The organism is Nostoc sp. DSM 114167 (assembly GCF_052692655.1).
The window spans coordinates 5,967,997-5,989,049 of sequence record NZ_CP195116.1; the positions used below are offsets into that span (position 1 = coordinate 5,967,997).

The following is a 21,053-nucleotide window of genomic DNA, read 5'->3' on the forward strand; positions in this document are numbered from 1 at the left end:
GCTCTCCATGTAAGTTACTTAGATTGCCCACAGTACATTTTACTCAGTAGATTGACGGATGCCTACTGATAGAACAATCTAATTCATAGTCATAACGAGTTTACATACAAAACATACTCGATATGATTATGAATTACAAGGAATTTTTTTGTATTGACGATATATCGTCTCTATACTGTCTTTCAGGTATTTAAATGTTTGAGAATCAACGAGCAAACATCTGTCGCTTCAATTTGATGTTCATTAACTAGGTGAGTTTGATGGGTGATAAATAGAGGCCCATTCGCAACAGAACTGGTAATATTACCGTGAGAACCACGCACCAGGGAAGCATCCAGAGGGATCACATCCATTAAGTAGCGAAAACCCAGTTGTTTTTTAAGTAACTTGAGAGCAATTTTTCCTTGAGGAAATTTTATTTGCGGATCGAGGAAAAGTTCTACAGGATCGTAACCAGGCTTGCGGTGGATATCTACAGTTCTAGCAAAATCAGGGGCTTTAGCATCATCGAGCCAATAATAATAGGTAAACCAAGCGTCAGACCCAGCGATCGCCACCAACTCTCCCGATCTCGGATGATCGAGATGGTAGGCTTGTTTTCCCTCTTCATCCAATACCTGCGCTACGCCTTCAGTCGCTTCTAAAAGCGATCGCACTTTCGGGATATACGCCGGATCGTTCACATATACATGAGCAATTTGATGATCGGCTACGGCAAAGGCAATGCTAGCACCAAAATCGAGCAGTTCTCGCCCTAATTCTTCTCGCACAGCAATTAAACCATTTTCCCGTAATACGCGGTTCAAATCCACCGCTTTAGAAACTGGCGTAATGCCATATTCAGAAAGAATAACTACCTGAGTATTACGTGCTTGGAAATATTCAATTAAATCGCCACAAACAGCATCAATTTCTCGCAAATCTGCTTGAATCTGTGTTTGATTGTTACCAAACTTTTGCAGACAGTAATCTAAATGTGGTAGATAAACTAGTGATAATGTCGGGCTGTAACGTTCCTCAATCCATTTTGCGGAATTGGCAATCCATTGACTAGAACTAATGGTAGTTTTTGGCCCCCAGAAATCGAACAAAGGGAAATTTCCTAAATCAGATTGAATTTGCGATCGCACATCACTAGGATGGGTATAAATATCAGGTAATTTTCTCCCATCTGCGGGATACATCGGGCGCGGCGTAATCGCATAATCTACTGAAGAATACATGTTGTACCACCAAAAAAGGTTGGCACAAGTGAAATTTGGATCGATTGATTTAGCTATTTCCCAAACTTTGGGAGCTTGCACTAGTTTATTAGATTGCCGCCAAAACTTCACTTCACATTCATCGCGAAAATACCAGCCATTAGCGACAATACCATGTTCATTAGGCAATTTTCCTGTTAAATAAGTAGCCTGAACCGAACAAGTTACAGCAGGTAGCACTTTTCCAATAGACGCTACCTGCCCCTTAGCAGCCCAAGAAGATAAAAACGGCGTATTTTCTCCTAGTAAGCTAGGCGTTAATCCCACTACATTTAGAACAACCGTTTTTTGCATAAACTTAATCCTCTCTTATAAGAACTTTAAAAAATAACTAGAGATGCGCTATAGTGCATCTCTACAGATTTCAATCAAAAAACCCAGTTAAAATCCTAATTTACGAATTACGAACTTGTACTGAGCGTCTTGCCCTGACTTGTGCCGAGCGGAGTCGAGGTAGCGAAGTCGTAAAGCCTGCGGCATAGCTACGCTTCGGGCGCAGCCTCTCCAAGAGTTGGGAGCCGAAGTATTACGAATTACGAATTACGAATTAATTTTAATACCCACTCATACTCACGCTGAATAGAAGTTAGCAAATCTATCTTCATTTCTGACGGCAATACATCCCAAGTGTAAGTTTCAATTTCTAAATGGGAGCAAGCGTTGTTTGTTTTAAGTAGCTGTAAAACAGTAGCAATGTCATCTTGTGTAGATCGCAAAATTTGATAATCATGAATAAAAATTGGCACATGAAAGTGAGTGCGCCATTCTTCAGCTAGAGATTGCTCTAAATTTGGTAATGCAGTTATTAAATCAGGATAATGATGGAGTGTACCATCGCTGCGACGTTCTATTACCTGATGAAGATAGGTAGATTCTGCAAAAGGACGTAAGCGTTCAACTATCAAACTCCGCTTCTCAATCTCAGCAGGTATTTTTACTTTAATTGCAGCGCTAATTTGAATTTTACCAATCTTAATTCCTGCTGATTGCAAACGCGTAAATACAGATTGTGGCTGCTCATATTCAACTGAAAAATGGCAGGTATCATAGCAAATCCGAATGTGTTCTAGCAATTTAGTCTCTGCTAAATCCTGCTCAATATTTAACTTATCTGATAAATAACTACCACCTATTGGCAATAACCAATTTTGATAAAAATCAATTACTTCTGAAGTATTTTCAATTAAACCATCAGGCTCAGGTTCTAAATCAATATGAAGGATCTTGCCCGTTTCTTCATAGATGCGAATCATTTCTATAACAACTGATGCTATATTCAAACAACTCTTTTTTATAACTGTCTCAAAAGTTGCTTGGTCTTTTATCCACCAAGGTTTATAGGATAATGGTAGTGTAGAAATTCCGCCATCAAGTCCTTGGGGTAATAGACTAGCTAAAATGTGTGCCAAGTTTAATGTATAATCAGCCCGTTCTTGTGTAGACCAATCTGGTGCATAAACGTGGTCTTTTACTACCTGTCGATGAAATCCGCCATAAGGGAATCCGTTTAAGGTGAAAACATATAAATCTTCTTGAGTCAGCCAAGCTTGAAATTGAGCTAAGTTATTACTTTCTAAAAGTTCTTTTGCAGCAACATCTGCTAACCTCAAGCCAATACCAAAAGGTTCTGTAGGCGATAAACGTGATTTGAGTTCGGGAATATACTTCTTTAAATTGGCAAAAACCTCTAGCCAACTTTCACCAGGATGAATATTACTGCAATAAGTTAAGTGAAAATTATTGTTGTTTGTAATTTTCATTTTCTACCTCTATTCTTTGTATATGTAATCTGTTAAGCTGTTACGCAAATAAAATTGCACATTAACTAGTGAGGGTTGTCCTTTGTCCTTAGAAACACAAATGACTAATGACGGTCTATACTGAAAATATTGGATGCAATATAGAGGCGCATTAACTTATCTTTGGCTTAAACTATTTCGCAAACTACTTGCTACATATTCATAATTAGGGGCGCATAGATGTGCGCCCCTATAGCCAATTTATGGTATTACTGGGTGTATACATTCAAGTTAAGTAACAGCAAATACTTTTGCTAACTTCATCGAAAATGGTAGCAAAATTAGAACTAATAAACCGTAATACAAACCAGCAAAACCAGATGCAACGGTTGCATCTAAAACTATTAGAGACAAAACGCCTATTCTTACAGCATTTCTAATATTTTCAGCTATCGGTTCGCGCGCTGCTTTGATAAAGTTAGGCAAGATTCTGATAGCTAAGAAAATAGCGAGTGGTAGGGCTGCGATCGCTCTATACTCTTCTAATAATCCTAAAGCTAAAACTGCTGTCAAAACTATTGCAATTAGCAGTAGTGCGAGTACTCCCGTAATCTTCTTACCTCCGTGAACTTCACCCTGACTAATTGCGGTAATAGCAGCAATATAAAGAACAGGAATCAGTGCTAAATACCAACGTTCTCCGATTATTTCTGGTACAGCACTTACACCTAATAATAAGTTACTACCACGACACAAACCCATATTTAAAGGGCCGAAAAAAGGATGATGTTTGGCAAATGAGTTATAGAGGAGGCATGAAAGAGTGATAAAAATAGCGATCGCACCACTCAACAACGATACTTGAAATGCAGCTACAATCCCAATCGCAAACAGTATACTCCCCAATAAAGTAGCATTTTGACGAGATACCCGACCACTGGGAATTGCTCTATTTGGTCGCTCTTTGGCATCTAATTCTGCATCGAAAACATCATTAAAAACTATCCCACCACCGTATAAACCAGTTGTCGCCAATAACAACCAAGCTAATGGAATTAGTATGGCAAAAGTTGCTTCGCCATTAATTAATTTAGTAAAAATAATCCCAGAGCCAGAAGCAGCAAAACCTAGAAGAATATCCGCCCAAGCAGTAACAATATTAGCAGGACGCATCAATTCCAGATAACCCCGCCAGCTTTGAAAATTTAAGCTTGCAACATTCACTTATCTGCCTCCGTGTCTAGTATTTCTCAAAATAAACCGCATATTACAGATTAACCAGATATTTATACACTCCTCACTGCTAATTTTCTATTCAATCAACACAAAATCTGAAACTGATTTTATTCCTGGTTCCTGTCCCCGTAGCACAGAATTACCACTGAACATTTGGCGTTGATCGATAGATTGAGTATTGAGCCAATCTGAAGCTTTCATCTGCCCAGTTTGGCTGTAAGCAGCTAGGGCATTTTCATAACAAACTGCTCGCACATGTTCTTCAGGAATGCCCCTCTCTAACATCAACTGAGCCGTTTTTGGGACTGCCAAAGGATCGCTAATACCCCAATCAGCACTACTATCTACAATGATGCGATCGCATCCATATTTACGGACAACTTCTACCATTCGGGCGTTACCCATCTTCGTCTGTGGGTAAATCGTGAAAGCTGCCCAAAAACCTCGTCCTAATACTTCTTCAACAGTTTCTTCGTTGTTGTGATCGATAACTACTTGTGAAGGATCTAACCCATATTCAATACAGCGATCCATACTCCGACTAGCACCCGCCTTCTTATTACGGTGAGGAGTATGAATTAGTACCAATGTATCGAGTTCTTTGGCTAATTCTAACTGTTGACAAAAGTACTTATCCTCTGCTTCTGTCATGTCGTCATAGCCAATTTCACCAATGGCAACAACTCCTTCTTTACAGGCATAAAGTGGTAGCAGTTCCATAACTTCAGCTGCTAGCGCTTCATTGTTAGCTTCTTTCGGATTTAGGCCGATTGTGCAGTAGTGTTGGATGCCAAACTGACTAGCACGAAACCGTTCCCAACCCACAAGACTACTGAAGTAGTCTTTAAATGAGCCAGCATTCGTTCGCGGTTGTCCTAACCAAAAGGCTGGTTCAATAACGGCGACAATTCCATATTCCCGCATTACTAAATAATCGTAAGTAGTACGCGAACACATGTGAATGTGAGGATCGATGAACATCATGGTTTTAATAATTGGGCATAGGGTATTGGGATTAGGGGAGAGGTGACAGGTAATAGAGAATAACCTGTACCCTATAACCTGTAACCTATTCCCTTCTTCATTTGTAAACTGACAAGCGTTAGCGTGGCTCGCCGCAGGCATCGCGGCTAAAACTGCTCCAAGTCAGATTACCTTGTTGAATGGATGACTGTAAATCTGGGTAATGAGCAAGTAATGCTTGCGCTTGGGGTAAAGGAGACTCAGCACAAGCTAAGGCTGCTGCTTCTTGTTCGTGTATATCCCCATTAGCTAGTACTTTTTCCAAATCTGTGATGATGGCGCTATCGGCAAACCGTCCTACAGGTCGCCAAAGTTCTGGCGTAACTGAGCGTTTAGCTGCCCAACGTTCATGGGCATAGTCTGCCAACATCCTCGCCAATTCTGGGTTAGCACGCCGATCTAGACCCCAAATTAGATGCAACGGACTGCCGACAAACACAGCCTTTAGCACCATCTGATTCCAAGCAGCATTATCTAAGTAATTTGCTGGATAAGGGTTACGTAGTGCTATAGCTTGAAATACATTACTCATATTGCTGCGAATTCCCTCAGCAGTACGATGGCGATGTAACTCTGGGTGTGGTAAAAGTGGCAAACTTTGATAAAGGGCAACTAACTCCCCCATATCGGCAGTGGAGAAGACTCGATCGAGCGATCGCACATAGACTTCAGCATCATCGTGGGGCAAAGCTAAAAGCAAAAGTGTGCGACCCGCTCGATCTACACTCCAATTACCAGGATACCAGCCGGGAATCAGATCCTCTGCTGCTTCCAAGTCCTGGAATGTTAGCTGCAAATCCTGTTTACCTAGATAACGCGGCACAGCACTAAAAGCCGTAAAAAACACTCTCTCAGCAGCGCCGCTAGCAATCTGTGCTTGCTTCTGTTCCAACCAAGTAAAAGCTTTCTCTGAAACAGACTTTAACAGCCAGTGATGCAGTAATTTGTTTACTTTACTCATGAGAAATTTAGGATAAGTTGTCCAACTTCTTTGTGACAACCAAGTATAAAATATAGCACTAAACTCGATTTTTTGGGTTTGAAGCAGTTAGATAATATCTTAACTGGGATCGTAACTTCACTGAATCTATAAAAATCTCCTGACTTTAAAGAAGATACTGTAAAGATACCATTTTGATTAGATAAATTCTCAAATTATCTTACGGAAAAAAATTAGAATTTTATGTAATAACGATCCGCATTACTAACCTCAGATATAAAATAGAAATATTAATATAAATTTAAATTCATGTTATTTTAAAATTTATCTACTAAATGAAATACTTGCAAAGTATGACTAATTTAATAAATAAATTTATTTAGTATTTCATGTAAATCGTGATGACGCGATCGAGTTATCCTGTTGATATTATTGTTAATTTTAATTGAATTGCAATATTCTATCTATTTAAAGTTACCTAAAAAGTAATAATATTCAAATGGCTATTCAACAAAAAAGCGCTCTTAGTCTACAACCAATTAACCAATGTGTCCGTGTTACCTTCAATTATGATGTTCACTTCACTAGAGGTTTATTTGAATTAGATAATCCTTTACTTGCACAAGCGATCGCCGCAGATGGAGAGACAACCCCAAAACAAGTGCTAGCAGTGGTAGATGGAGGCTTTTTACAGTATCAAGATGGGCTATTAAAAAAATTATCAGCCTATGCCCAATATTACCAAGATGTATTAACACTAAGCAAAGAGCCGATAGTAGTTCCCGGTGGAGAAGCAGTTAAAAACGATTCTAGATTTATAGAGCAAATTCATCAGCAGATCGATGCAGCTGGATTGTGCCGTCACTCCTACGTTTTAGCAATTGGAGGTGGAGCCGTCCTAGACATGGCAGGATACGCAGCAACAACAGCTCACCGAGGAATTCGGCTACTACGAGTACCGACAACAGTATTAGGGCAAAATGATTCGGGTGTAGGAGTAAAGAACGGAATCAACGCCTTCGGTAAGAAAAACTTTTTGGGTACATTCATGCCACCTTATGCTGTCTTGAATGACTTTGATTTTCTTACTAGCCTCGACGATCGAGATTGGCGATCGGGTATTGCAGAAGCGGTAAAAGTAGCGCTGATTAAAGATGCAGATTTCTTCGATTTCATTATGACTAATGCCGAGAAATTGGCTAATCGAGACATGGACATAATGGAAAGACTGATCTATCGTTGTTCTCAGTTGCATCTAGAACATATTGCTGGTAGTGGCGATCCCTTTGAAATGGGTTCATCGCGTCCTTTAGACTTTGGACACTGGGCTGCTCACAAATTAGAGCATTTAACTAATTACAGCCTACGTCATGGTGAAGCTGTTGCGATCGGCATCGCTTTAGATACAACCTATTCATATTTAACAGGGCAACTTTTGCAATCAGAGTGGCAAAGGGTTTTAACTACACTCAAAAAATTAGGCTTTACTTTGTACGTATCGGCATTGACAGAGCAGTTAGATCGACTAGATCATCCGCATTGTCTATTTAGGGGACTTACGGAATTCCGCGAACATTTGGGAGGAAAATTGACAATTACCCTTCTCCAAGGAATCGGAGAGGGAATAGAAGTTAACCAGGCGGATTTATCTTTGTATAGAGATGCTATTTTGATGCTGCAAGATTGGGAACTTTTGCATTGATTATCTATTAGATGCAATTAGCAGAAGCGATGTTTAACAACAAGCCCGGAGGTGGAGAGTAAGATTTTCTTCACCTTTGCCCAATTGCGATTATTTTATGCAAATATACCGATCGCTACTTCGTGGTTCCAAATTGCAAAATACTTTTTAGTTCCTCTTCTTCTTCCTTAAGAACGTGGTAAAGTTTCCAAGTTTGTTGGACGTTTAACCAAAACTCTGAGCTATTTCCGAAAAATTTTGATAACCTTATTGCCGTACTAGGTGTAATACCTCGCTTTTGATTCACAAGCAACCTTTTCCCCCAAGAGTGCAAAAAGCACAAATGCCAAGAGGTCTATTGCCATCAAAAATATCTTCGGTTCCTCGATCCTTAAATGATACGAATCATAATTAGCATGATGACACGGTTATCATGCTACCAAAAACTGAGTCGCATTATAGTCCTCTGATAAATCCTCTCCCTTATCTCCTCAACCCTCCTTGGTGTTCGCAATGAAAACCTCGATGCTCCCAAGCTTGCATATCTACATCAGTAAGTTTTGTCACATTTGAGCATTGCGGTTGAATAATTTGACTTAAAATCGCCCAAAATAGGCTGCGCGTTACATCTAATCCAGTTTTAGTCCAGGATTCCCGATTACCAGGAACACCCAATTCTTGAACAATTTCTGGCTCTAACCAAATACCATGAGCGCCAAAAAGAACCTGTGCCATCCATTTAGCTCTGGGTAAATGACTTGGCGAGGTAATCAACATGACTTTATGCACTCCCCAACGGCGCAAAATTGGAATACCATAATAAAAATTTTCAAAGGTAGAATTCGCACAGTTTTCTAACCAAACGTTTTGTAACTCTGCTAATTCCGCCTCAAAAATTAACCGTATACAGGGATCTGGGGAACCATGAGAAATTAAAATTGGGGTTTGTGGGTATTGTTTTGCTAGTTGGGCAACATAAGTTTCTCGACGAATACTGCCACCTAGCACAAAGAAGGCATCTATCGGCTGCGAAGAAGCAAAAACTAAGGTTATAGTAGTAAAAATCAGCCAAACACCCAGGACAACATACAATCCACCACTGAGTTTTTGTAACAATTGCCACAGATTAGCAGATTTTTTTTTAATAGAAATTAATGATTTGTTGGTAAATTTGCGTTTCATGACTTAAGTAAGAAAAACTGCTTTTATTGCTGTATAACAGTACTGCAATTCAGTGAGCAAAGTGCTATCTTATAAAAGTATTCTAGAATGCAAAGATGACGCTAATAAAAGTGTCACACGCTCAGTATAGCCTTCCGGAGTAGACTAACAAACTGAGAAATGATTGTTAATAACTAATGCGGCATTTTGGGCATCATTTGAGGATAAAAATGATGAAGAACCATAGTTGATTCTGGGGTATAAAAACTTAAAAATTTCTGGAAAGCCTGATTGCTAAACTGTCAACAACACAATTATTCCAGCTAAGTATACATGAACCAATCTGCGAAAAGTTACTCACCGCTCCAAGTAGCCTTGATTGGTGGAGCGATCGCCACAACTGCTACCATATCCGTGTTCGGTCCTGCTTGGACTCGTGGTGTCCGTGCTGCTCTAGCCCTACAAGACAGCCCAAAAGTGATAGTTGACCAAGTTTGGCAACTGGTAAATCATGAATATGTTGATGGCAAATTTAATCAACAAGATTGGCAAGCAACCAGGCAAAGCCTGTTGAGCAAAGATTACTCTTCTAAGGAAGAAGCATACACTGCCATCCGCGAAGCTTTACAAAAATTGGGAGATCCTTACACTCGGTTCATGGACCCCCAACAATTTGAAGCTCTAACTAGCCAAACATCTGGGGAAGTCTCTGGTATCGGCATTCGGATGGAAGTGAACGAAAAAACTCAGCAGCTCACCGTTGTCGAAGCCATAGAAAATTCTCCGGCGCTGAAAGCTGGAATCAAAGCAGGCGATCAAATTTTGGCAATTGATGGCAAATCCACTCTCAAAATGACGGTGGATGATGCTTCTAAGCTTATCCGTGGCAAAGCGGGTACTCCGATTAAGCTACGATTGGGACGCACAGGCCAAAATGCCTTTGATTTGAAGCTGACAAGGGCAAGTATTGAAGTCCCAACGGTACGCTATACCCTCAAGCAAGAAGGGAATCGCCGCGTTGGCTATATCCGTTTGCGGGAATTTAGCGCCCACGCCGCAGACCAAATGCAACGAGCCATCCGCGATTTGAACACTAAGAAAGTTGATTCTTATGTCTTGGATTTGCGGGGAAATCCTGGCGGTTTGTTGCAGGCAAGCATTGAAATTGCTCGGATGTGGTATGACAACGGCGGAATTGTCAAGACAATAGACCGTGTAGGCAGCAGCGAAGAAACTAAAGCCAATCGCACTGCTCTAACAAATCGTCCTTTGGCAGTCTTAGTGGATGGCAATTCAGCTAGTGCTAGTGAAATCCTTACAGGGGCACTCAAGGATAATAAACGGGCGGTAGTCGTGGGGGGTCAAACCTTTGGCAAAGCCTTAGTTCAGTCAGTTCATGAACTCGCAGATGGTTCCGGCTTGGCTGTCACCATTGCTCATTACTACACCCCAGCAGGAACGGATATTAACCATAAAGGAATTACACCAGATATCAAGCTAGACTTGACAGAGGCACAAGAGCGTCAATTGGCTTCTAATCCCAATTTAATCGGAACTAAGAGCGATCCCCAATATGCTCGCGCGATCGCAATTCTATCAAATAACAACTTTGCCCAACCGCCAGCAAATCAACCGACTCGACCTATGAGCCGCGCCGATAACTTGAAATTTTAAATTGATGCGAATGATTTGTTGCCAGGTGTTTATATAGTAGTATTCCCAAATCCAGATTTTTGGAGTTATGAAAACTGCTTGATATGCCGTTCCAGGATTTTGGTTTGGGAATACTAGCTATTAATCCGATCTCCAAAATCTTAGATTTATGAATCATCAGCCAGTTGATGCAACCACCGCCATTAGCTTTTTACCAATGGTGTCGGTGGTTGTTCCTATTTATAACGGTGAGGCAGATTTACCAGAGTTAATCAATTGTCTGTTGTCTCAAACTTACCCAAAAAACCGGGTAGAATACTTGTTGGTGGACAACAACAGTAGCGATCGCACTCTTACCATCCTAAAAACATCTGCCGAAAATTGCCCAATTACCATTCACCCGTTGAGCGAAACCCAAATTCAAAGCTCTTACGCTGCTCGTAATACTGGGATTCGCGCCGCTACGGCTGAAATTATGGTTTTTACCGATGCAGATTGTCGCCCACAACCGCAATGGTTAAACTCACTAATTCAGCCTTTTGTCAACCCAGAAGTAGTAATTGTTGCTGGTGAAATTTTGGCACTACCAGGCACAACTTTGCTAGAACAACACGCAGACCGTCAAGAAACTTTATCGCAAAAGCATACTCTCAACCATTCCTTTCGTCCTTATGGTCAAACAGCTAATTTGGCGATTCGACGCATTGCCTTTGAAAAAGTGGGTTTATTTCGTCCCTATCTAACTACTGGTGGTGATGCTGATATTTGTTGGCGGATTTTGGAGGAAAACATCGGGCGTTTGGAATTTGCCCCAAATGCGATCGTTCAACACCGCCATCGCGCTACACTTCAAGAACTGCAAAGTCAATGGCGGCGTTATGGACGTTCAAATCGCTATCTGCACGAACTGTACGGTGTAGATTTAATGCGAGAGATGACACCCAGAGAATACGGCTATCGCTTGGCACGTTGGTTATTGAAGGAAGTACCAAGAGATATTAAAAAAGCTTTGGCGAAGCCCGCCCCAGCCATCGCTAGTCAAGCCACTCTTGTAGATTTATTAACTACCCCCATTGGTTTATTCACAGCTAGGGCGCGTACTGCTGGGCAAAGAGACGCCAAGCTACCAGAGAATGCCAAGATAATTGCTCGACTGTAATGAAGAAAAAGGGCGTTGCTGATTTAGATGTGTAAATCTTGGTATAGAAACGTTGCAATTGCTAGTCTCTACAAAGGTTTTGAAATTACGCAAAATCATTTTCATACCTAAATTCAGTAACACCTAAGCAAAAACGTTCTTGTCAATCTAGAAGCATTGAGTGAGAACCTTATACTTTCTTTAGCTCACAAAAGCGAATGTATCTTAAGAAGTATTTTCAAAAGTAGGTAAAGCAAATATGCTGTTATTAATCTTTGAACTTTAGTACTTTATATTTAATAAAATAAAAATTTCAGTAGGTAGGGCTTGTTGCCACTCAGCACTTTGGTTGGCACTAAATAGGGCTAAAATTTGATTGAAGCTACACCAATTTGATTGCTTTGTGATTATTGAAAGATAAATTAGTAAATCAAAAAACCAACTTCTTTAATATTTATAGAGTGTCCGCTCTTTCAAGTAACCTTCTCTCCTTGCCTGCTCAATAGCGTCTGAAGTCTTGAAAAAAGCATGAGGTTTGCTTCCACTGCTTTCTTCATTCACAGTTACGCTTTATAGTTTTGTGAGTTGAGCAACATGAAAGTGGATGGATTCGATCGACAGATAGATAAATTGTGCTCACAGATACAGGAACTATTAAAATACTATGGAACTAAGCTGAATTCACAACAGGAGATGATAACAGAGGCTTTCGAGGAACTTAACACCGCAATGGAAGAATTATTGACAGCTTCCGAAGAGTTAAAGGTAACACGAGCAGCAGTAGAGAAAGAGCGCCAGCGTTACCAAGACTTGTTCGAGTTTGCTCCAGATGGTTACTTGGTAACTGATACCAACGGGATAATCCAAGAGGCTAACCATGTAGCAGCAGCTTTGCTCGGTGTGCAACAAAAATATTTAGTAGGTAAACCATTAATTCTTTTTATTGCTCAACAAGACCGCCAGTCCTTTAACTCTCAAATAAACAATTTGCAAGAGATACGGAACTGGGAAATTCACCTAGAGCCACGGAAAGGAAAGCCTTTCCCTGCTAATGTGAAAGCGTCTGTAGTATACGACCTTGAGAAGAAGCACCTTGGCTGGCGTTGGCTATTGTGCAACATTAGTGAACGCCAACAAGCTGAAGAAATGTTGTACCGAGCTTACAGTGAGTTAGAAATACGGGTGGCGGAACGGACAGCGGAACTGGTAAAAGCAAATCAGAAATTGCTAAATGAAATTACAGAACGTAAAAGAGTCGAGTCACAACTACTGCACCTTGCTTTTCACGATACACTGACGGGTCTGGCAAACCGCGTTGCATTTATGAACCGCCTAAAACATGCGATAAATTATTCAAAACGGCATTCTGATTATCTATATGCTGTGCTATTTATCGACCTAGATCGGTTTAAGGTGATCAATGACAGCCTTGGACACCTAAATGGAGACCAATTGCTGCTTGCTATTGCAAGTAGACTACAAATATGTGTACGCTCCATAGATACAGCGGCACGGCTTGGAGGAGACGAATTTACAATCCTGCTTGAGGGAATCCAGGATGTGTCAGACGCCATCAAAGTAGCTGAACGGATTCAGAAGGAACTGGCATTACCCTTTGAACTTGACGGACAAGAAGTCTTCATTACGGCAAGTATTGGCATCGCGTTGAGTTCGACAGTAGACTATCAACACCCAGAAGAACTGTTGAGGGATGCAGATACAGCAATGTATCGAGCCAAGATGATAGGCAGAGCGCGTTATGAGCTATTCAACTCAGATATGTATGCTGATGCTCTAGCGAGATTGCAGTTAGAGACTGATTTGCGGCGAGCAATTGAACGCGAAGAATTTCGGGTTTATTATCAACCGATTGTTTCGCTCGCTAGTGGCTCTATTTTAGGTTTTGAGGCTCTATTGCGCTGGCAGCACCCAGAGCGTGGTCTACTGAATCCAGCAGATTTTATTTCCCTAGCAGAGGAAACTGGACTAATTTTCTCCATTGGCAAATGGGCTTTGCATGAAGCTTGCCGCCAGATGCAAGTTTGGCGGGTATGTCATCATTCTAAATTACTAGAGAAAATTAGTGTTAATCTCTCCGTCAAGCAATTTTCTCAGCCGGATTTGATAGAGCAGATTGGACAAATTTTGCACTCAACTGGCCTTGATGCTGGCGCTCTAATCCTAGAGATTACTGAAAAGGCAATTGTGGAAAATGGCGATCGAGTAACTACCGCAATTTTACAACTTCGAGAGATGGGCATTGAGTTATCAATTGATGACTTTGGTACAGGCTACTCTTCATTAGGTGGTCTTTATAACTTTCCGATTAGTGTGTTGAAAATTGACCGTTCTTTCATCAGCCTAATGGGCACTAGTAGTAAGAATTTAGAAATTATTGAGATAATTGTCACTTTGGCACACAAGCTAGGTGTGGATGTGCTTGCCGAAGGTGTAGAGACAAAAGAGCAACTATTACTTCTAAGAAAGTTAAACTGTCAATATGCCCAGGGACATTTTTTCTCAGTTCCGTTAAATAGCTCGGCAGCAGAAGCATTAATTATGGAAAATCCTCAATGGTAAGGGTTATTAACAAATTCGTAATTGATAAGAACGCTGTTTTTATTCTCATAGCAATCATGAATCATAGCTACTGAAGACTGCCTTACTATATGGTCTCTTAGTTTGATTCAAGACGAGCCAACTTTCCTTAACGTGAGTTCGACAAGCCCTTTTTTGACCTTTCCCCCAACCCCTCTTGGACACCCAGAGGAAAGCCAAAACCCTAATTTCTCGTTGCTCCTCCCTTGGCCTTAGGACTTACGCATTGACAGAAAAGCGAAAATAACAGGTATCGTTTTCAAGGCTTCTGGCTAGGTTTTTCAATCATATTTTGGCGATGCCTGCGGCGGGCTGCGCCTACGCCAGCAATCAAAAGCGCCCTTCAAAAGCCTAAAACGACCTATTTACGTTAATACACAAGATGCTTCTTTTGTACAGTGCGTAAGTCCTAGACCTGTGGGAGAAGTTCATCGAACTCACGTTTCCTTAGTGGTAGCCAACATGAAACCATCAACTGTTGGGATCTTGCTATAGGGAAATGTTGAAAAACTTTGCGGCCACCCCGTCCCGATGAAGGCACAATCGTTAATGCAGCAACAGAGTTGATGGAGGCACAGATGTGAACTTTAAAAGCTTTTGAGGCGGTAGAGGTGAATTCAAGTTGCTCAATGCCTACCAACTTTCGCTAAATTGGAAAAAGGAAAACTCAAGGGAATTTTAAATGTCAGCACAATTGTTACTGGTGGATGATGAACCAGGGATACGGGAAGCCGTGAAAGACTATTTGCAAGAGAGCGGTTTCAGCGTTCAAGTCGCCAGTAACGCCGTTGAAGCTTGGGAATGGATGCAGCTGAATACACCTGATTTAGTGATTTCTGATGTGATGATGCCTCAAGTGGATGGCTATCAGTTCCTGAAGCAATTACGGGAAGACCCGCGTTTCCAAGCACTCCCAGTAGTATTTTTAACTGCTAAAGGTATGACAGGCGATCGCATTCAAGGCTATCACGCTGGTGTTGATGCCTATCTACCCAAACCCTTCGATCCAGACGAGTTAGTGGCTATAGTCGAAAATTTGCTAGCCCGTCGCGCCGCTAAGGCTGCGAGTTCGGGAGATGACGCTGAAACCCCCGATCTTGCAGAACTAGCCAATCAGATTTCCCAAATTAAAGCATTGTTAACTCAAAGAAATGCTATTTCCCAATCGCCAGCCCCTTTTAAAATTGATTTGACTCCCAGAGAACAAAGTGTTTTAAATTTGGTCGCAGAAGGGTTAATGAACAAAGAAATCGCCCGTCGCTTAGAAACCAGCGTCCGCAATGTAGAAAAATACGTCAGCCGTTTATTTAGTAAAACCGGTACCAATAGCCGTACAGAGTTAGTTCGTTTTGCTCTAGAACACGGTCTTGCTAAATAGGCATTATTGGTCATTTGTCACTTGTACTGAGTTTCGACTGCGCTCAACTACCGCGAAGTCGTTGGCGCAGCCTCTCTAAGAGTTGTATTTGTCATTGGTCACTTGTACTGAGTTTCGACTGCGCGGTAATCGAGCGAAGTCGAGATTCAACTACCGCATAGTCGTTGGCGCAGCCTCTCTAAGAGTTGTATTGGTCATTGGTCATTGGGAAAGAGGAGGCAGGAGGCAGAAGTTGTTTAATTTTGAATTTTGAATACTTCGACAAGCTCAGTACAAGTTTTGAATTTTGAATTGATTTCTCTCCTACTCCTGGGTAATCGGTAATAGGTAACTGGCTGCTAAACCGTGACCTATTACCAGTAATAGATAAAACATAAGTCTTTTAGCAAATCAGGCACTTAGCTTAAGCAAAAAGCTAAAAGAAAGGTTATTATTTTTACTTTTATCTTTTAGGTTTTCATTTGATTTGCGCCTGTTGTCTAATTCCCCATCTGTAAAGACACAGGGTTTTATTATTCTGCAATGTTTTGATAAAAACTCGGTAAAATGCACCCGGCTGAATTTGCTTTCAGATTCTACCAGTATTCTTTGCTACAAAGTTTTTAATAGCGGAAACTGTTCCTGGGACTTTCTGTTGCTAAATAAGACTTTTACAAGGTAGAAATCAAAATATTTGATGAAATCTACTGACTGCTTAGTTTTTATGGCAACGGGGGTATGGGATCAACATTTGATTTGATGCCCAATTCACGTTTTTCACTACTTAAATTACACCTTTAGGTTGGAGAATTTTCCGCGACATTACGCAAGCGCATTAGCTGACGGCGCATTTGAGGCGAGGCTTTAAACTCAGATACTTCTTGGGCTTTAACGGACGCTTGTAGCGTTTCTAGAAAGTCATCAGAACCTTCGGTTAAAGCATCAAGTAGCACCTGTAAGAGTTGTTCGCGATCGCTCAATAGACTCTTTTCCTCAATCAACCGAAATTTGAGATGTATTTCACACTCATAAACACCTACTTCAAGATTATTTATCTGGCGTGGTAATGCTTTGGAGTTCATAACTATTGAGATTCCTTTACTTGGTTGTCATGAGGGTAAGGAGATAGATGTCCAGCAAAATTCTTTATATCTCTTTTGAATCCAAAGTGCTTGAATTAAGAATTTTTCTTCATCAATCACCTTTGTATTCCATTTCACTCTCCTGTGGTGTATTTTCAAGCTAGATTTTCAGTGTCTAGATTTTAAGGTTTCTGTGCCAGATGTAGCTTATGGTAAACCATAACTATTATTCAGTTTTTAAGATTCTACACAATAAAGTTTCTGTAAGAAGTTGTTCAACCTTTTTAAAGGTTTTTACATCAACTTTATCTGAACGTCAATAATAGTTTGACTTGTTACTCAAATTTTAGTGTTTATACGTAAGTAAAACCGCTGAAAATTTTGGAATTTATTACAGCCAGCGGTCGATGTAGCGCTATTGCGTGAAATTACTTGATGTACGTTTTTTGCAATAGAAAATTCAGGATAAATTGCTCGGCATAATTATTAATGTCAAAACTTTTGTTCTCCATAAAAAAAGCACACAGATCGAATTATTCTTGCTGAGTACCCTGTTTTACCGCCATTTGGGATTGATTGAGTCTAAAAATCTTAGCAGTAAGTCAGATTTCTAGACTAAATGAAAATACTCTACCAATTAATTTTTACAGAAAAATAATTCAACTACTGTCAGTACTAGCAGTTAAATATATCTTCAACTCATAACAGTAGTAGCAAACTCATCAGTAAAGGTGATATTTTTACTTATGACCATTCAATGTACCCTTTGAAAACAGCATTCAAAGCTTTTAAATTGAGAGCATTCAAGCTTGGATATAACGTCTACAATAATTTCAGTGTAATTCACGCAAATCTTACACCTTTTTATGGATAACCCGATGCTGCTCAAGTCCACAACCCGGCATATCCGCATTTTTGCAGGTGAAATTGACCGGGATGGCGATCTAGTTCCTAGTCAACAAGTCTTAACCTTAGATGTTGACCCAGATAACGAATTTAATTGGAATGAAGATGCACTGCAAAAAATTTATCGAAAATTTGATGAACTAGTAGAAGCATCTAGTGGCGCAGACCTCACAGACTATAACTTGCGCCGTGTAGGGTCAGATTTAGAGCATTATCTGCGATCGCTTCTGCAACTCGGCGAAATCAGCTACAATCTTTCTGGCCGTGTTACTAATTACAGCATGGGAATCCCTCAAGTTGCCATTGACGACAAGCAATAAGCCAATGAGTTGGTAGCAGGCTGCCTGAACCCTTGTGTAAAAAGAGTGCTGAGTTCCGAGTTTTGAGTGCTGAGTGGGGTAGAGGGGAGAATAACTCAAAACTCAACACTCAGCACTATTGAATGCATTGATCGGGTACTTTTGCCAAAATTAATATTTGCTATTCTTTATTCTTAAATTAAAGTTAATTCTTGCTATCCTACTTATAAACTAAATAAATACCAATATTATCTGCCTGTTGATGATGGGGTAATTTAGCAAAAGCAAATCGTGCAGTTATGCTTGGGTTATGCTGTGGTGACAGGGTTGGAGTTAGTTGCTTTGGCGATGGAGAGTCACAGGGCAATAGAAGCTATGATTAGGCTGTAGGGTTGAGTTAGGAGCGTATTTTTTGGATAAGTTTTGTATTAGCACCTGCTGATATCCGCCAGCTAAAATCATCATCTAAAGTCTGGGTATGTCAAGTTTAAGAAAGATGAGCGGTCTAGATTGTCCCTACTAATGCTATTAAAGAAACTGCCAATCGCTGATCGGTGCGAAAACTATGGAAAATGACGCGGCAACGCTCTACTGTCCAAACGAAAATTGTCAGGCTGCCAACCCCCTGACTCACAAGTTTTGCCAGCGATGTTCTACGCCCCTACCCAAAAATTATCTCTGGGCTGTGGTAGATAGCCCAAGTGTGGGTAGCCCTGGAGAAATATTAGCCGATCGCTATTTGATCCTTGATAAATTTGTTCTTTTAGATACGAAGCCTGGTTTATTAGCGCTAACGCCTGAGTTAGACAATTTGCAGCCTCTAAAAGCGTACCTGAGACTGATTCCCTACCGTTTACACGTACCGCAGGTATATGGAGTGCTTTTTGTTGCTGACGGGTCTTCCCACCGAGAAATATTACTCTTAGAAAAACCGCCACTATTAGTAGATGATACTATCCAACAAGTGCATTTAGGCAGCGAGTTAACCACCGCTTGGCGTAATGCAACATCAATGCGCCAACTAAATTGGTTGTGGCAAATAGCTCATCTGTGGCAACCTTTAGTAAGTGAAGGTGTCGCTTCTAGCTTACTTGACTCTTATGTATTACGGGTAGAAGGATCGTTAGTCCGGTTGTTGGAATTGCGTTTTGATGGCGCTATATCACCAGAATTGCCGCAATTAGGTGAATTTTGGCAGCAGTTGGTTAGCACAGCCAAACCAGCGATCGCGGAATTTGTCGATCGCGTTAGCCTTGCTTTAATTCAGGGAGAGATTAATTCAACCGATCAATTAATCGGAGTTTTAGATCGGGGACTGGCTGGGTTAGGGCGATCGCAAACACCCACGATCCAAATTATCACCAAAACCGACACCGGGCCAAGTCGTCAACGTAACGAAGATGCCTGTAGCCCTCCCAGTGGAACTCTAGTGAGCAAACCACCCCAGCCAACAGCCTTAGCAATTGTCTGTGATGGGATCGGCGGACACGAGGGCGGCAATGTCGCCTCAAATTTAGCCATTGAAACTATCCAGCAGCAGGTACAACAACTAACAAAGGTTCCCTACGACCACATAGACCCTTCACTACTGCTGAATGACCTAGATAAGGCAGTGGCAATGGCCAATGACAAAATCAGTCAGCGCAATGACGGTGAAAATCGCCAAGGGCGTCAACGTATGGGCACAACTTTAGTCATGGCATTGCCTGTTGCTCATGAAATGTATATTACCCACGTCGGCGATAGTCGTGCTTACTGGATTACACGCCACGGCTGTTATCAAGTTACCCTTGATGATGATGTCGCCTCCCGTGAAGTCCGACTAGGTTATGCCATTTACCGCGAGGCAGTACAACAGAGTGCGGCTGGATCTCTGGTTCAAGCTTTGGGGATGGGTTCTAGCACTTCATTGCATCCCACATCGGGAAGATTTATGCTCGATGAAGATGCTGTTTTTCTGCTCACATCCGATGGTTTGAGTGACTTCGATCGGGTAGAGGAGTACTGGGAAACAGAAATTTTGCCGATTTTAGCTGGGGAAGCAAATATAGCAACTGTTGCCGATCGATTAGTCGAAATTGCTAATACTAAAAATGGACACGATAATGTTACCGTCGCTTTAGTTCACTATCAAGTCCAATATTGGGAACCAGAAATCACCATCCAAGCAGTGATTCCCCAGAGCTATTCTGCCAAAACTGTTGATTTAGCATCCAGGGCGACAGATGCGACACTTTTAGGCAGCCCAAACCACAAAACTCAGGTGATCCCAGACACTGAACAGGCTAAAACTCGTCAATTTCCCCTACAGTGGATAGTTCCATTAATATTTGTGGTAGCAGCAGGTTTTTTAGGATTGTTCGTCAAGCAACTGCGAGGAACCTCTCCAATTTTTTCCAATCCCTTACAAACTCAAAATCCTAGCATTGAAACGACACCCGCACCGCCGCGATCGCTAGCTAATCTTTCTCCTGGTTGGGTAATTAAAACCAATAATGACATATCCTTGGGAAACAACCAATCACTCCCCCGTGGGACTTTTTTAGAAGTTATTGAGAAAAAATCAAATCCAAATCCTGCTTCTGGCAGTTTTTTGGTGTCTATGCGAGTCTGTGCCAATAAAAGTACCCAAACTCCAGCTAATCCTAATAACCCAGCTGTAACTACCTCAGTTCCCCCAAATTCAAAACCTTTGCCAGCAACAGTATTGCTAAACTCCTCCCAAGTCAACCGTTTTGGTGTTGTTTTACAATCAGATGCACCAAATCCATGTAGAACTGTGACGCAACCGCCAGTTACCGAACCACCTGACACCAGTCCAACTTAATCAAATACTCGATAAACTGGTAAAAACCTGGAATAATAACAGGTAACAATCACAGTAAAAAACTTACAAGGTCAAAAAAATAGAAAATTTTCACCTTGGAGAATTGTTATCAAAACAGAATAAAGGCGTCAGTCGTCAGAATTCAGAATGA

General features: G+C 41.1%; 14 protein-coding genes. 7 read left to right on the plus strand and 7 right to left on the minus strand.

Going from position 1 to position 21,053, the window contains the following annotated elements; all coding sequences use genetic code 11:
• Positions 1–182: 182 nt before the first annotated feature.
• The 5 genes from NSTC731_RS25405 to NSTC731_RS25425 form a co-directional block, all read right to left on the minus strand.
• On the minus strand, positions 183–1,556 hold the full coding sequence (locus tag NSTC731_RS25405) for an alkaline phosphatase family protein (protein ID WP_445627356.1): 1,374 nt from the start codon (positions 1,554–1,556) through the stop codon (positions 183–185).
• A gap of 239 nt (positions 1,557–1,795) precedes the next feature.
• Positions 1,796–3,022: a metabolite traffic protein EboE gene (gene eboE / locus NSTC731_RS25410; RefSeq protein WP_445627357.1), complete on the minus strand. Its 1,227-nt coding sequence runs from the start codon at positions 3,020–3,022 to the stop codon at positions 1,796–1,798.
• 270 nt (positions 3,023–3,292) lie between these two features.
• Positions 3,293–4,225, minus strand: coding sequence for a UbiA-like protein EboC (gene eboC, locus NSTC731_RS25415; protein ID WP_445627358.1), 933 nt, complete (start codon positions 4,223–4,225; stop codon positions 3,293–3,295).
• 87 nt (positions 4,226–4,312) lie between these two features.
• Complete coding sequence (locus NSTC731_RS25420) at positions 4,313–5,194, minus strand: TatD family hydrolase (protein ID WP_445627359.1); 882 nt, start codon at positions 5,192–5,194, stop codon at positions 4,313–4,315.
• 145 nt (positions 5,195–5,339) lie between these two features.
• Positions 5,340–6,221 (minus strand): EboA family metabolite traffic protein, encoded by an 882-nt coding sequence (locus NSTC731_RS25425; protein ID WP_445627360.1) that lies wholly within the window; start codon positions 6,219–6,221, stop codon positions 5,340–5,342.
• 478 nt (positions 6,222–6,699) lie between these two features.
• Between NSTC731_RS25425 and NSTC731_RS25430 the strand changes: the two genes are divergently transcribed.
• A complete protein-coding gene (locus NSTC731_RS25430; RefSeq protein WP_445627361.1) occupies positions 6,700–7,902 on the plus strand; it encodes a 3-dehydroquinate synthase in 1,203 nt (400 codons plus the stop codon).
• A gap of 462 nt (positions 7,903–8,364) precedes the next feature.
• On the opposite strand, the gene NSTC731_RS25435 is transcribed toward NSTC731_RS25430, so the two are convergent.
• Positions 8,365–9,063: a YdcF family protein gene (locus tag NSTC731_RS25435; protein WP_445627362.1), complete on the minus strand. Its 699-nt coding sequence runs from the start codon at positions 9,061–9,063 to the stop codon at positions 8,365–8,367.
• Between the two features lie 312 nt (positions 9,064–9,375).
• Here NSTC731_RS25435 and ctpB point away from each other — a divergent pair, with 312 nt between their 5' ends.
• From ctpB to NSTC731_RS25455, 4 genes are all read left to right on the plus strand, one after another.
• A complete protein-coding gene (ctpB, locus tag NSTC731_RS25440; protein ID WP_445627363.1) occupies positions 9,376–10,716 on the plus strand; it encodes a carboxyl-terminal processing protease CtpB in 1,341 nt (446 codons plus the stop codon).
• Positions 10,717–10,864: 148 nt separating this feature from the next.
• The gene (locus NSTC731_RS25445; protein ID WP_445627364.1) at positions 10,865–11,854 is read left to right on the plus strand and encodes a glycosyltransferase; all 990 of its coding nucleotides are present in this window, start codon (positions 10,865–10,867) and stop codon (positions 11,852–11,854) included.
• A gap of 573 nt (positions 11,855–12,427) precedes the next feature.
• A complete protein-coding gene (locus NSTC731_RS25450) occupies positions 12,428–14,413 on the plus strand; it encodes an EAL domain-containing protein (protein WP_445627365.1) in 1,986 nt (661 codons plus the stop codon).
• Between the two features lie 700 nt (positions 14,414–15,113).
• Complete coding sequence (locus NSTC731_RS25455) at positions 15,114–15,809, plus strand: response regulator transcription factor (RefSeq protein ID WP_445627366.1); 696 nt, start codon at positions 15,114–15,116, stop codon at positions 15,807–15,809.
• Between the two features lie 776 nt (positions 15,810–16,585).
• Here the strand turns inward: NSTC731_RS25455 and NSTC731_RS25460 are convergent.
• A complete protein-coding gene (locus NSTC731_RS25460) occupies positions 16,586–16,870 on the minus strand; it encodes an Npun_R1517 family heterocyst differentiation transcriptional regulator (RefSeq protein ID WP_094350942.1) in 285 nt (94 codons plus the stop codon).
• Positions 16,871–17,736: 866 nt separating this feature from the next.
• Between NSTC731_RS25460 and NSTC731_RS25465 the strand changes: the two genes are divergently transcribed.
• Together NSTC731_RS25465 and NSTC731_RS25470 are read left to right on the plus strand one after the other, a co-directional pair.
• The gene (locus NSTC731_RS25465; RefSeq protein ID WP_445627367.1) at positions 17,737–18,096 is read left to right on the plus strand and encodes an NAD(P)H-quinone oxidoreductase subunit M; all 360 of its coding nucleotides are present in this window, start codon (positions 17,737–17,739) and stop codon (positions 18,094–18,096) included.
• Positions 18,097–18,640: 544 nt separating this feature from the next.
• Positions 18,641–20,902, plus strand: coding sequence for a protein phosphatase 2C domain-containing protein (locus tag NSTC731_RS25470; RefSeq protein WP_445627368.1), 2,262 nt, complete (start codon positions 18,641–18,643; stop codon positions 20,900–20,902).
• Positions 20,903–21,053 lie beyond the last annotated feature (151 nt).